We start from the raw sequence: 14,487 nt of genomic DNA, 5'->3' as shown, positions 1-14,487 counted from the left end.
TTTATTGATTATACGTTTGCAATACTCATAATATCCGCAAATACTCCCGCAGCCGTCACACCTGCGCCAGCTCCATAACCTTGTATCATCATCGGATATTCTTTATAGCGTTCCGTAGTCAGCAAAATGATATTGTTACTGCCTTCCAAGCCATAGAACGGATGGTTGGCACCTACTTCCTGTAAGCCTACAGATGCTTTTCCGTTTTCCAACTTGGCAACGAAACGCCAATGTTTGTTTTCGGCCTCTAAAACCTTGCGACGTGCTTCAAAGTCAGCATCAAGACTCGGCACTTTCTTCCAGAAATCATCCAGAGAACCTTCAAAGAAGTCATCGGGTACAAAAAGATTTTTTTCAACATCACTTTGTTCCAAGCGATAACCGGCTTCACGCGCCAAAATCACCAGTTTACGAATAACGTCCTTACCACTCAGATCAATACGCGGATCAGGTTCGGAATAGCGTTCTTCCTGTGCCATCTTGATGGTCTTACTGAAAGGAATATCCGCACTGATCTTATTGAAGATATAATTCAGCGTACCACTCAGCACGGCTTCAATCTTTAATATCTTGTCGCCGCTATGGATGAGGTCGTTAATCGTATTGATAATTGGCAACCCCGCACCGACGTTAGTTTCAAACAAGTACTTCACACCGCGTTGACGAGCTATCTGCTTCAACTCACGGTAGTTCTCATATTCCGAAGAAGCGGCAATCTTATTGGCAGCCACCACGGAAACGTTGTGTTGCAGCAAATCTTTATAGAGTGACGCCACACCTGCACTGGCGGTACAGTCAACAAACACGGAATTGAAAATATTCATGCCGATAATCTCGTTACGCAACGTTTCGAGCGAACTTTCTTTACCTTTCACTTGCAATTCTTCACGAAAACGTCCCAGATCGAAGCCTTCGCGACTGAACATCGCTTTGTTGGCATCGGCAATACCCACTACATTCAGTTGTAAACCATTCTCCTGCATCAGCTTCTGACGTTGACTGTGGATTTGTTCTATCAGGCTGCCTCCCACCGTACCAATACCACAAATAAAGAGGTTGAGCACTTGATACTCCGAAAGGAAGAAAGAATCATGGATTACGTTCAAAGATTTACGCAACGACCTGTTGTCGACAACAAATGAAATATTCGTCTCCGAAGCCCCCTGCGCGCAAGCTATCACATTAATGCCATTACGTCCCAACGTACCAAATAATTTACCGGCTATACCCGGCGTATGCTTCATGTTTTCTCCGACAATGGCCACTGTAGCCAAGTTCTTTTCTGCCAAGATGGGTGAAATCTCTCCCATTTCAATCTCTTTGGCAAATTCTTCGGTCAGTACTTCGCAAGCGAGGTCGGCATCGGCATTGCGCACTCCGATAGATGTGGAATTCTCTGATGAAGCCTGTGAAACCAAGAACACGCTGATACCGTTTTTTGCCAACGCTTTAAAAATACGGTAGTTTACACCAATTACACCTACCATACCCAAACCTTGCACGGTAATCAGGCTGGTGTCATTGATAGAAGAAATACCTTTAATGGCTTTACTCTGTGGATTGGAAACCTCTTGCTTGATAACCGTACCTACCCCTTCGGGGTTGAAGGTATTCTTCACCAAGATGGGTATATTCTTGTGGCAAACCGGATAAATCGTCGGTGGATATATCACTTTCGCACCAAAGTTACAAAGTTCCGTAGCCTCCACATAGCTGAGTTCGCTGATAGTATAAGCAGTAGAAATTACACGCGGGTCGGCTGTCATAAATCCGTCTACATCCGTCCATATCTCAAGGCTGTCCGCATTCAGTGCAGCAGCAATGATGGCAGCTGTATAATCAGAACCACCACGACCGAGGTTGGTTACATCTTCGGTAATTTTGTCGGTAGAGATAAATCCCGGAACCAATACACGCCGTGGAGCATCTTTGAATGTTTCACGCACCAGCGAATTGGTCAGTTCCGTATCAAGCACATGCTTGGAGTGTTTCTTTTCTGTTTTGATAAATTTACGGGAATCAAACCATTCCGCCCCTGTCAGTTGTGCGGTAATGATAGAAGAAAGACGTTCACCATAGCTGACAATCGTATCGGAAGTCTTTTGTGAAAGGTCTTTGATTAAATAAATACCCTGAAAAATATCTTTCAGTTCATTGAGCAGTTCACCTACCTGACGTTGCAAGGCAACTTGTGCTTCACCGGCAGGAATTACCTCCTTAATCATTTCTACATGGCGATAAACAATCTCACGAAATTCATTCTCATAAGAAGCATCACCCACAGAGGCCATCTTTGATGTATTTATCAGTTGGTCCGTAATGCCACCCAATGCAGAAACTACCACAATCACCGGTTCATTCACTGCTTCTACAATTCTCTTGACACTTAAAATACTATTTGCGGTTCCTACGGATGAACCGCCGAATTTCAATACTTTCATTATGTTGTTGTTTTCTGATTATCGATTTTTATACTTACATTACAATCGGTATCTATCGTACCAAAAACAATGAAAGTATATCTTTTTTCTGTTTTCATCATACTATTACTTCTAAGGGAAGAAATCCTTCGACAAGCTCAAGATTACAGATACCTCCGCCTGCAAAGCATGAATGAAAAATGATATTAAATAAAATAACTGCTGAAAAATGGTGTAACACGTAGAAACACAAATACTATCCCTTAACCCCTAAGGGTCATGGTGCACATGGATGTGACTGTATACTGATAGTACTTATTCATAGTCTCTTGTTTCTATCTTTTCTGATAAGTGTTGCAAAAGTAACAATAAAAACATTCAATCTATCACTTTTTACGACTTTTTTACGATAAAAATACAGGAAGCATATAAAAAGGCAAGAAATCTGCACATTTACTGACTAACATTTTCACACACCGTAGGTTATACCCTCATTATACAACCGGTTATTTTCTATCATTTTGTCATAATTCTAAAGATATATCATTATCTTTGCATACAAACCTTGTTAGAATAGCGTATATGACCCCTGAAAATACTTCCGTTTTGTTAATATACACCGGCGGAACCATCGGAATGATAGAAAATACCGAGACCGGTGCTTTGGAGAACTTCAACTTTGAACAGTTACAGAAACATGTGCCCGAACTACAGAAATTTACATTCAGCATCGATACTTATCAATTCGATCCTCCAATGGATTCTTCAGATATGGATCCTGATGCCTGGCGTAAACTTGTACATATCATAAGTGACAACTATGAGCAATATACCGGTTTTGTCATTCTTCACGGGACAGATACAATGGCCTATACGGCTTCCGCACTCAGCTTTATGCTCGAAGGTTTGGGTAAACCGGTTATCCTTACCGGATCACAACTACCCATCAGTGTACTCCGTACAGACGGCAAGGAAAATCTGCTGACGAGTATAGAAATAGCCACCGCCTGCCATCCCAATGGACGTCCCGTCGTACCGGAAGTATGTATTTTCTTTGAGAACCACCTGATGCGCGGCAATCGTACAACCAAAATGAATGCCGAGAACTTCAATGCGTTCCGTTCGTTCAATTATCCGGTACTTGCTTCAGCGGGGATACATATAAAATATAATAATGTGCAAATTCATACAGATAATATCCAGCAAAAGTTAGTACCACATTATCTGCTTGACACGAATATTGCCGTTCTGAAACTCTTTCCGGGAATTCAGGAAAATATCGTAGCGGCTGTTCTTGCTGCCAAAGGCTTAAGGGCATTGGTACTTGAAACGTATGGTTCTGGAAACGCTCCCCGCAAGGAATGGTTCCTCCGCCAATTGAAAGATGCATGCGAACGGGGGATTATCATTGTAAATGTCACCCAATGCAGTGCGGGCACAGTAGAAATGGAACGTTACGAAACCGGTTACCGCCTGATGCAGGCCGGTGTGGTTTGCGGACACGACAGTACAACAGAATCTGCCGTCACCAAACTAATGTTCCTTTTAGGGCATAATTATTCGCTTGCCGAAGTGCGTAATCGAATGAGCCACCCCATTGCAGGCGAGATTACGGTGAGTTGATATAGGAAAGCCCTATATCAGTTTACTTGACAGCTGTCAAAGCTCCTGTAACGGAATCGATGATAAAACCGTGTACAGCAATATCCGAAGGTATCAACGGATGGTTAAGGATTGACTCTACCGTACTCCTCACCGACTTCTCCGTATCTTCAAATCCATATAACCAAGACTCAAAATCAACTCCGCAAAAACGAATCATATCGATGGTTTCCTGCTTGATTCCTCTGGCCTTCATATTCTCTATCATCTTGGCGCTGCTCATGTGGCAAGCCCCGCAATCGGAATGTGCTATCACCATGACTTCCGTTACTCCCAATTCATAGATAGCGACCATCAAACTGCGGATAACGCTACCAAAAGGATGTGAAATAATGCCACCTGCATTTTTTATCATCTTTACATCACCATTCTTGATACCCAAAGCCGCCGGTAACAGTTCCGTCAAGCGGGTATCCATACAAGAAAGAATAGCTATTTTCTTATCGGGATATTTATTGGTTATGTACTTTTCATATCCCTTGTTTGTAACGAATTGCTTATTGTATTCAAGAATATCTTCTATCATAACTTCCTGAGGAATTAAAGTTCTATACTTACAAAAGTAGAAAATCTCTGCGAGACTCTATCATCTTTACAATGAAAAGTCGGAAAAAAACAATGCGCTTCCTATGAAGTGAGCGCATTGTTCTTTTAAACCTTTTATTTAATTTCTATCCGGGTTCCATCCGCTTGTACAGCATAAAAACCTGCACCTTCCAAATCAATGCCATCAGGAACGGCAAAATTGAAGAAGTTAGAGAAATAAAGTATCTTGCCATTCTTGCGTAATTCAAAAGCTACTGCCTCATCTCCATTAGCCACCGTGAAAGCACGACCGGAACGGCTACAGGTAATAGTTTTCGTTATCTTCACATTATTCTGGAACTGTGTATAATAGCCAACATCCCCCACCCGATAATTATCAATTCCCATATCTCCATTCTTTCGGTCTTCCAAGTAATAGAAAGCATGTTTAGGAGCAGGGAACTTCGCCATGTAATTCTTGGCAGTTTCTATCATAGGCTCTGATACACGGTAAGTCCACGTACCATATTGTTCTATCGTTTCATCCACCGGCTCGAAGAAACCCCACATTTCAAAAAATTCCGTCAGGTTTTCGTTGGCAGCCTTACTTGCCATCATGGCAAACTTCAATTGCCCTTCACCCGGATCACTCTCTGAAATACGGTTTTCTCGCAACAGTTTGAATAAGGTCTGCCAGAAGTTTTTCTTATAACCACAACGATGATAGTAGTTCCACAACTGCCAGTTCATACGCATATGTACTTCCGTATCCTCATTTTGGTGAGTAGCCGAACCCATGTTCCACCACGCCTGCTTATTGACGAAACGTGCGGTTGCCAGTGCACTCAATTCACTACCACGAGAACAATACTTACCTAACTTATAAAGAATATAGTTGGAGAACAGGTTGTTTGATGATTCGGTAGAACCCGGCCAGTTGATGGCACGCTGATGAATATGCCCTATTTCGTGTGCAGGTCCCCATGCATTGTCTTTTGCTGCCATCACATTATCCTTCTGTAAAATATTATTCAAATAGGTATATACGAAAGCAATACGATAGCTCGATGCCCACATATAACTTCCCTCTGGAGAAATGGCAAACAAATGGTTATTCACCTGCGAAGGACGTACATCTTCAATTCCCATCAGTTCCTGTTGCCACCCCACAATATCATCCCACAGGTTGATGGCAGACAGCATATCATAAGGTACGGCTTGCTTCATCTGTTCGCGGTGGAAAAAGAATATAATCCGTTCACCCCTCACGCAAAAATATTTATAAGTAGCTTTATCTATTAATTCCTTATATTTATCATTAGTCTTGTGACGTGCCAGATCAAAATATCCGCTCACCTGTCCGCTACCAAGCGGAATATGTATCTTAATGGGTTCCGCAACCGGATTTGCCGTATACATCATAAACAACATGCCTTTCTGAGAAAAGCCCACCTTGTTCACACCTTCTGTGAGGAAGCGCGTTTCTCCGCTGGCAGCAGTCTGCACATAGTTCTTCTGGCCGTCACTGGTATTTTCTTCACCGATACATTGGATAGAAATAGTCTGTCCATGCGTGTCGCCCACCAGTACTATTACCGAGTCTCCCGCATTCACATAAATGCCTGTAGGGTTATCCAGATTACTATATTGCTTAGTCATAAGTGTTTCCGCCCATTCTTCGACATTACTATAAGATTTATAGCTTTGTAAACGGAATTCTTTCTCCCATTCGTCATAAGTATTGTTCTTCAACTGTACGGCAATGTTGGCGAAATATCCCGGCAAGGCATTAATGGCATTGTCGGTAACATCGGTTCTCAGTTCACTGCAGGTAAGGTCAGTGAAGACCGTCAATAACTGTTTATCCAGCTTCTTATCGTTATTCTTTTGGTAAAATTCCATTTCACTGCAACTCACATAGTCGCCCAAACCGGATTTCACAGTAAACTTAATCTTGGTCACCTTCTGTAAAGTCTGCCCGAAATCCACACGGCTGGGCGCGTTCTGCATCTTGAAGTCAAATGAACCGAGAAGTTTGTAATCCGGTGCATCAGCTGTAGCAGTATAAATATCCAACTCTCCGAAATTACCGTTTCCGCTACGCGAATAATAAACAATATAATCTAAATCGGGGTTCTGATCGAAGAAATATTCCAATGTAACCGGGAAATTAGCACTAGTTCCCCAAGGAGAGTGATACATTATATGGTCCTCATTACCAATCTTTCCGTCAAAAGTATTCTCAATACCCTGTCCGTTCTGATGCTCACTGTCTTTGCCACCGGTAGGTACTATCTTCAAATCCCCCTCCAGTACCACATCATCCAAGCTCGAAGCCTTGGCATCCTGAGTCACCACACAAGTAGCCTTTATATTTTCGTCCTCGGAATAAGTATAGGTGAAAGTAGCTGTACGGGTAGTATAATCCGGATTGGCTTCTACCTGGTAAGTGTAATTTTTATCCGTCAAAGCACGTGTTATAGGCACTTCCTTTATCCATTCACTATTATCAGACTTATGTACAGTGTATTCTATGTTAGAAGTAATCGTGATAGAGAATGTACCACCTATAGCCGGTAGCTCGGCAGTCGGTGCGGTTTTGACCAATATAGCTGGTCCATAACCCAATTGACGTACCTTGATGGCATAGTTTCCCTCTACCGATGTCACGGTAACAGTAGCATTCCTTATATCCGGTTCCTCGCTTGCCTTCACAGCCAGCAAAATTTCCATATCACCCATATCAGAGGTACTTTTGGTCACAGGGCACCAGTCGGCATCGGACTTCACATCCCATAAACCACTTCCCAAATTGGTCTTTATGGGAATAACTACAGAAGAAGATTTCGCATCAAAATCCTGTTGGAGATACTCCTCGGCAATGGTAAAAAAAGGCTCTTCCCATTCTTCAGACTCACTGTTACTACACGCTGTAAGGGCAAATAGTACCCCGCAAAAGCAGAATATTGTTGAATAAAACAGCTTTATCATTATCAGGTATTAATTTAAAGTTAAAAAAAGAAAGAGAGAGGAATTATTTTCAAAATACTCCACTCTCCTCCACATGATTAATTTACTCCGGAATGCCTGTTTGAGGGGGACGGTACGTTACCTCCGTCCCCCGAAATAAAGGTTAGAAGATTTGTTTCAGTTATTAAGAGAGAGATAACATTCCGGTAAAGTTAGAGAACTCATCATTTTCCATAGATTTTCATTTCACCGCAGTTCCAGTAAGAACCAGTAAGGCAATTACCGGCTTTACTCTTCGTAACCGCAACACGAACATAAGTGAAAGATGTTCCTGAAGAGAATACTCCGGAAGCATACTCTTCGTCACCTTTCGTCAACGTTGAGGTCGCAGTACCTAATTTGGTCCATGTACTACCATCATTTCCTACATAAATATCGGTAGATACAGGTGCACCATTCGCATTTTCAAAGCGTGTCCAAAGGTTATAAGCAAAGTGATTGATGGCACTGTTCAGATGGAAGTCGATGTATTGTCCATAAACAGGATCAAAAACAGAACCAGAATAATTACCATGCCAATGTTTATTGGAAGCCCTACCATCAAACAAACCGGTCAAACCTGTACCGTCACCCTCGACTGTTGCATTAGAAGACAACATATCCAACGACAAGTTTATTTCATTCAATGAACTTCTCAGTACCGTATAATTTACACCTACAATGCATGTGGCACTTGCGGCATCTATCTCAAAGTTTTCATTGGAAATACTCTTGATACGTAATGGTAACGCCTGACGTCCCCAGGACAATTTAGATTTATCAATAGAGATATTGACTGTTGCCGAATTTGTACCGGCGGTAAATGCAGCCGCTTCTATTTTATAAGCTCCTTGTGTCAACATATTCAGACTCTCGGCATTATCTGTATTATATTGCGTCAATACATCTTCGTCTACTTCAACTACAAAATCAAAGTTCCACTGATTATTTATTGGCATTACAACTTTCTGTTGAATTGTAACAGTACCACTATTATCGGTGATATCCTCAGTCGCAATATACCCAGTATTTTCAAAACCGATAGTCGGTGTCAAAACCTTCACAACATGGAGAAAAGCATATTTCTTTTCCGCATTTATCGAATCGGGACTATTCACCAGTTCAAAAGGGATTACAAAGGTACTATTTTCATCCAGATAGTTTTCTACACTTTCCGGTGAAATAGACACATCTACCGTCTTATACAAATCGGATGTACCAAAGTTCAAATCGGATGTATCAATTGTATAACAATCTGCCGGAATCATCTTATAGTTAGTGCCTTCCGCAGCATTATAAGCTACCAATTCTGCATCGTCCATTACTTTGGCACTCACACTGGTAGTAGTTCCCAATTCGGAACCCGCTTTAACGACTGCCAACCGGTAATTTGTTTTTTCCCCTGTCTTATATAGAGTCATACTTATGGCACCACTATCCCTAAAGTAAAGAATTGTACTGAAATCACTCAGAAATTCATCTTTTCCATCCTCGCAGGCACTCTGTGTAAACAATAAAGACACAGCCAAGAGGAGATAATAACATATATATTTTTTCATATAAACTATTCGTTTATCGTTTGATTTAAATTCTTAAAATACCACTCCTATTACCATCCATAGTTTTGCGTAAGCAACTTATTACGGTCCAACTCTCTTTGTGAGAACGGATAGAGGTAATGATTCTTCTTGAACACACGGGTTTCAAAAACAGTACGTTCCCAGTAACCGTCCGGAGTTACAGAAGTATCACCTGCCGGCTGAGGAAAACTTGTATTCATGCCATACATAGGACCACCATCTGTTTCCTCGGCAATCATCCACGTACGAGTATCAAAGTAGCGATGGCTTTCAAAAGCAAGTTCCACACGGCGTTCCTTACGGCAAAGCTCTATCAATTCGTCAGCAGTGGCGTTGGGATAAATATCGGTAATAGGATCCAATCCGACACGGTCACGTAAGTCGGCCCATACTTCCAGTGCTTTGGCGCGATATCCATCGGGTAAGGCAACTCCTCTCTTCTCGCATTCAAACACGGCTTCTATGAAATTCAGATACATTTCCGCCAAACGGAATACAGGGAAAGTAACATTACCCCAAGTTCCGGAAGTAGAATTCAGTTTATGATCATAGAAACGGTTAATCAAATATCCACTCTTTGTAAAGTCGTGGCTCTTGTTTCCATTTCCACCTTTAGCAAAAGAAGTAACTGCCCAACCATCGGGATATGCCCATCCGGTACCACCAAAAAATACTGATACATAAAAGCGCGGCTCACGATCTTTATACATATTAGGCGCATTGATAGCAAAATCACCGTAAGCACTCCATCCATGCAAAGGATATGTCCAATCGCTTTTTTGTAATTCCGTTTCCGCATTGTACCCCGATTGCGGATCAACGATAGGAGTACCATCCGCCTCATACCCTGTGATGGGATAACGTCCGTTACTCATGGCGTAAGCATCCACTTGTTGTTGCGTAGGTCCAACTGCACCATAAGCGGTTCCCGGTACACTGGTCGGTGTTACATTTACCGCCAGATAGAAACGATTTTTATATCCATCCGTCCAAATCAGTTCATCATTCCAAAGCTCACCCAGTATACCGTTATAATTTTCATAAGGATCATTGTTTTTAGACCGGTACAGTTTATAGTTAGGCATATCTATCACCTTTTTAGCAGCTTTAGCCGCTTCGAGCCACTTGTTGGCATCGTAAGTTTGCGGGAAAAGGTTGACACCTGACAATTCCGGAAAATCGGCAGTCACCGGATTTTTCACACCGCTGTAAAGTGTGTTACCATTGAACAAATCACGGGCAGAATAAAGTAACAGACGGGAAATCACCGCATAACAAGTTCCTTTCGTAGCCAATCCATATTCAGCAGCTTCAAACTGTGTTTTCACAGCATCGCTCTCGGCACAAGCCGTCATTTCGCTTACTACATAATCCACACATTCATCCCAAGTGTTACGCGGGCGATATAAATCTTCCGTACTAGCCGTAAAGTCAAGCAATTCATCACCCAGCAAGAATACAGGTCCATAATCACGCATCATACAGAAATAATAGAAAGCGCGGGCAAATTTCGCCTGATAATAATACATGTCCAAATCCGCCTTGCTTGCCAAAGGATCGGAACAAGAATATACATTCTGCATGAAGATATTACATTCACGAATACCTTTATAATAACTGGCCATTTTATAATAAGGAACATTAGAAGCATTCCATGATCCAAAATTAATGTAACGATACTGGCGGTCATAAGCGATGGTACACTCATCCGAAGCTCCTAAATAAGGATCGTAGTCACCACAATACGTACTACGGGGTTGAGGTAAGAACGACATAGCGTTCAACCAATATTGCTTAACCGTATTTCTTGACTGCCATATCTTCTCAAAAGTCATTTTCTCATCTTCCTGCCTATCCAGAAAATCATCGCAAGAAGAAAGTATGAAGCTTCCGGCAGCGAAACATAAAAGCAAAAGGGATTTTATTTGAGTTTTCATAAAATTCTTATTTAATTAAAGTTTAGAAATTAGCATTGAACCCTACGGAGAATACACGATTGAGCGGATATCCCGAACCATCGGCATAATTTTTATTCTTTTCAGGATCCCACAGTTTGAACGGGCTGAATTCCAACAGATTGTTACCTGCCACATAAAAACGGAGTGCCTTAATGAAAGACTTTCCAAGTATACTCTTGGGCAAAGAATAACCTATTTCCAGACTCTTCAGACGCATGAACGAGCCGTCGCGTAACCACCAAGAAGAATCCTGGGAGTTATTGGAAGCACCCGGACCGCCACTACCGCCGCTAAGCCGTGGATAAATGGCATTGGCATTCTGTTCCGCCGTATTGGTAGACATCCATACTTTACCATATATATCTGAGTTCAAAGCCCCACGTTCAGCATTACCTGACGAGAACGGACTACGGATAGACGAACCGTTCAAATAGAAGCTGGTACGAGCCACTCCCTGGAAGAACACATTAAAGTCCCAGCCTTTCCACTGGGCTGTTGCACCAAAGCCATAAGTAATTTCCGGTAAATTAGTATACCCCAAAGCTACTTTATCCAAATCATCGATTTTACCGTCACCATTTGTATCCTGATACTTAATATCACCCACGCGATATTCACCGTAATTCTGAACAGGGCTGTTGGCAATTTCTTCTTCACTTTCAAATAATCCAAGAGCTACCAAACCGAAAGGTTGAAGATAACCGTCTGAACCGAAAGGCTTACCTATTTTATTTTGGTATTTATATTCCCAATCGGGCTCGTCGTTATTCTTTAATTTGTTACGATTAAAGGTAAAGTTTCCACGGGCAGTAACCAATACGTCTTTAATCTGATGGGTATACTCAATGCTGGCATCAAATCCTTGATTTAATGTCTCTCCCACATTAACGTAAGGAACAGTAGATATACCTACAATGGCAGGTAATCCGGCACGTTGCAAGAAGATACCGACACGTTCTTCACGGAAATAATCGGCCTGTACTTTCACCTTGTTAAATAAGGAAAATTCAACACCGGCATTCAGTTTCTTGGCTTCTTCCCAAGAGACTGTCAGATTTTCCACCTCACCGGTAATAAGGCTGCTACCACCATTACCACCGGTATTACCATAGTTCCAACTACCTCCGGCCACAATACTCGACTCATAAGCCCATCTTCTGTTACCCCCGATATTATCGTTACCTACCTTTCCGTAAGAACCTTTCAGCTTCAACATATCCACTACCTTAGTGACGGGTTCAAACCATTTTTCATTGGAAACCATCCACCCCAAAGCAAATGCCGGGAAAAAGCCGAAACGATGACCACGGGCAAAGTTTTCAGAACCATTGTAACCCATATTCACTTCTGCAAAATAAGTATCGCGGAAGGCATAAGTAAGACGACCTGCTATACCTTGGTTCTTATAAGGTAATGCGGCATCGCTACTACCGGCCTGAGTTTTTGTATGGATTTTATGATTGTAAAGAAACAAAGCTCCCACACGGTGCACGTCATTGAACAGACGGTTATAGTTCAACGAACCCTCTACGTAACGTGTCATGGTTCCATCACGTCCTATACCGAAAGCCAGATCTTCGCTACCGGTGTGTACAGGCACAGGTACTCCGTCCAACTCGTCATATTTCAGACTACCGTCTTCATTACGCCCACGGGCATGATAGTAAGAGGAAGTCTTTGAGCGGCGTTGTATCGTTGTATTCCAAGCATCCCAAGAGAATTTAATATTGGCGGTCAATCCCTCCAGCGGTTTCCACAATGCACCCAAATCCTGAGTGACTCCGATAAGAGACTGTGCAGAGTTCCAGAACTGTTCGCGATATCCGGAATGCACCAGCATATTCCAAGGATTGTAACCGGAATCGGTAGAAGGACCGGAAAGTCTACCATCGGAATATTCCACCGGATAGGCATTCGGTGAAGTCAGGAATGTGTATGACCAAATATCATTATCATTATCGCCAAAGCCGGGGCCGAATGACTTCTCATAGATATTCGCCAGATTAAAATTCACCACTGTGCTTTTTGTCAAATTCAAATCTACATTTGCACGGAAGTTGAATTTATTATAACGGATAGAAGAATCGTAACCATAAATATTTCCGGCATTCTTGAAAATAGAACTTTCGTTGTAGAACGAACCGGAGATATAATACTTCACAATGTCGCTACCACCTGTAATATTCAATTTTACATTCTGATTGGCAGCCGTATTCTTGAACAAAGCATCAAACCAGTCTACATTAGGATAGAGATCCGGATCACTTCCATCACGATATTTCTGTATTTCAGCCTGGGTATAATACTCTTTTCCGTAAGCCTCGTTATAAAGTTCAGCCCATTCTGCGGAACCCATCATTTGAGGTTTCTTGGTAGGCTGGGTAAAGCCGAATTCAGTACGCACATTAATCTGCGGTTTACCTACGGTACCTTTTTTGGTAGTAATCAATATAACGCCATTAGCACCGCGTACACCATATACAGCCGAAGCCGAAGCATCTTTCAGAATGGAGAAAGCAGCGATATCATCGGTATCCACCAAGTCAAGGTCACGTTCAATACCGTCTACCAGAACCAGAGGAGTGGTGGTTCCCGTGAAGGAAGATACACCTCGGATATAGAAATCGGCAGCACTGTTCTTGCCCGGTTCTCCCGAACGGCTCATAGAAACAATACCCGAAAGCTGTCCCGCCAGCGCATTTGAAATAGACGACCCCGGCACAGTCAACTTACTAACATCCAAAGTAGAGATAGCACCTACCACACTCTCTTTCTTTTGGCTACCATAACCAACGACCACAACTTCATCCAGCACTTCCGTATCAGGCATCAGCGTAATGTTTATTTGCTTTTGATTATTAACAGCCACTTCTTGCTTCTTATATCCGATATAAGAAAACTCCAATACGCCTCCTATACCTTCTATAGTAATACTATACTTACCGTTTATATCCGTAATAGCACCTGTAGTACTATTTTTCAGATAAACAGTTGCTCCAATAGCCGGTTCATTAGTATCACCAGTAATTACCGTACCGGTAATGGTCTGTTTCTTTTGCTGTTGCACTACCTCCACAGCATCCTTATCTGTCACATTAGCAAGGACAGTGACAGGCGTAAAGAAAGAAAGGAGTAAAAATGTCATCAAAGCCTTTGGCCTTGAGCATCGTTGTCCACAAACAATTCGTAAATTCATTTTAGGTCTGTTACATTAAATTAAACACATGTTTTAAGAAAAGATTTATTTTTCACAGTAAGAAAGCTCTTCATTCCATAAAATAATCATCTCAAGGAAAGAAAAGAATTTAAGTTCTCTTGGAACTTATGAACTTA

General features: G+C 42.0%; 7 protein-coding genes. 1 reads left to right on the top strand and 6 read right to left on the bottom strand.

Features of this window, described 5'->3' with window-relative positions; genetic code table 11:
* Nucleotides 1–8 precede the first annotated feature (8 nt).
* Nucleotides 9–2,441: a bifunctional aspartate kinase/homoserine dehydrogenase I gene (gene thrA, locus DXC10_RS03895; RefSeq protein WP_117737369.1), complete on the bottom strand. Its 2,433-nt coding sequence runs from the start codon at nt 2,439–2,441 to the stop codon at nt 9–11.
* Between the two features lie 561 nt (nt 2,442–3,002).
* Here thrA and DXC10_RS03890 point away from each other — a divergent pair.
* Nucleotides 3,003–4,043: an asparaginase gene (locus tag DXC10_RS03890; protein WP_117737368.1), complete on the top strand. Its 1,041-nt coding sequence runs from the start codon at nt 3,003–3,005 to the stop codon at nt 4,041–4,043.
* 22 nt (nt 4,044–4,065) lie between these two features.
* Here DXC10_RS03890 and DXC10_RS03885 read toward each other — a convergent pair whose 3' ends face one another.
* From DXC10_RS03885 to DXC10_RS03865, 5 genes are all read right to left on the bottom strand, one after another.
* The gene (locus DXC10_RS03885; protein ID WP_101545982.1) at nt 4,066–4,608 is read right to left on the bottom strand and encodes a carbonic anhydrase; all 543 of its coding nucleotides are present in this window, start codon (nt 4,606–4,608) and stop codon (nt 4,066–4,068) included.
* Nucleotides 4,609–4,742: 134 nt separating this feature from the next.
* A complete protein-coding gene (locus tag DXC10_RS03880) occupies nt 4,743–7,598 on the bottom strand; it encodes a M60 family metallopeptidase (protein WP_117737367.1) in 2,856 nt (951 codons plus the stop codon).
* A gap of 203 nt (nt 7,599–7,801) precedes the next feature.
* Nucleotides 7,802–9,175: a BT_3987 domain-containing protein gene (locus DXC10_RS03875; RefSeq protein WP_117737366.1), complete on the bottom strand. Its 1,374-nt coding sequence runs from the start codon at nt 9,173–9,175 to the stop codon at nt 7,802–7,804.
* 50 nt (nt 9,176–9,225) lie between these two features.
* Nucleotides 9,226–11,133 carry a RagB/SusD family nutrient uptake outer membrane protein gene (locus DXC10_RS03870; RefSeq protein ID WP_117737365.1) on the bottom strand — a complete coding sequence of 636 codons (1,908 nt, stop codon included), beginning with the start codon at nt 11,131–11,133 and terminating at the stop codon, nt 9,226–9,228.
* Between the two features lie 22 nt (nt 11,134–11,155).
* Nucleotides 11,156–14,299: a TonB-dependent receptor gene (locus DXC10_RS03865; protein WP_233519882.1), complete on the bottom strand. Its 3,144-nt coding sequence runs from the start codon at nt 14,297–14,299 to the stop codon at nt 11,156–11,158.
* Between the last annotated feature and the right edge of the window lie 188 nt (nt 14,300–14,487).

This window comes from Bacteroides sp. OM08-11 (assembly GCF_003438665.1).
In the GTDB taxonomy this organism is placed as follows: Bacteria; Bacteroidota; Bacteroidia; order Bacteroidales; family Bacteroidaceae; genus Bacteroides; species Bacteroides cutis.
This window is presented reverse-complemented; position numbering and strand designations above follow the sequence as displayed.

What these genes read in the sequence shown, in the direction of transcription:
- DXC10_RS03875 (WP_117737366.1), bottom strand. Translation starts at nt 9,175, where the DNA reads ATGAAAAAATATATATGTTATTATCTCCTCTTGGCTGTGTCTTTATTG.
- DXC10_RS03890 (WP_117737368.1), top strand. Translation starts at nt 3,003, where the DNA reads ATGACCCCTGAAAATACTTCCGTTTTGTTAATATACACCGGCGGAACC.
- thrA (WP_117737369.1), bottom strand. Translation starts at nt 2,441, where the DNA reads ATGAAAGTATTGAAATTCGGCGGTTCATCCGTAGGAACCGCAAATAGT.
- DXC10_RS03865 (WP_233519882.1), bottom strand. Translation starts at nt 14,299, where the DNA reads ATGACATTTTTACTCCTTTCTTTCTTTACGCCTGTCACTGTCCTTGCT.
- DXC10_RS03870 (WP_117737365.1), bottom strand. Translation starts at nt 11,133, where the DNA reads ATGAAAACTCAAATAAAATCCCTTTTGCTTTTATGTTTCGCTGCCGGA.
- DXC10_RS03880 (WP_117737367.1), bottom strand. Translation starts at nt 7,598, where the DNA reads ATGATAAAGCTGTTTTATTCAACAATATTCTGCTTTTGCGGGGTACTA.
- DXC10_RS03885 (WP_101545982.1), bottom strand. Translation starts at nt 4,608, where the DNA reads ATGATAGAAGATATTCTTGAATACAATAAGCAATTCGTTACAAACAAG.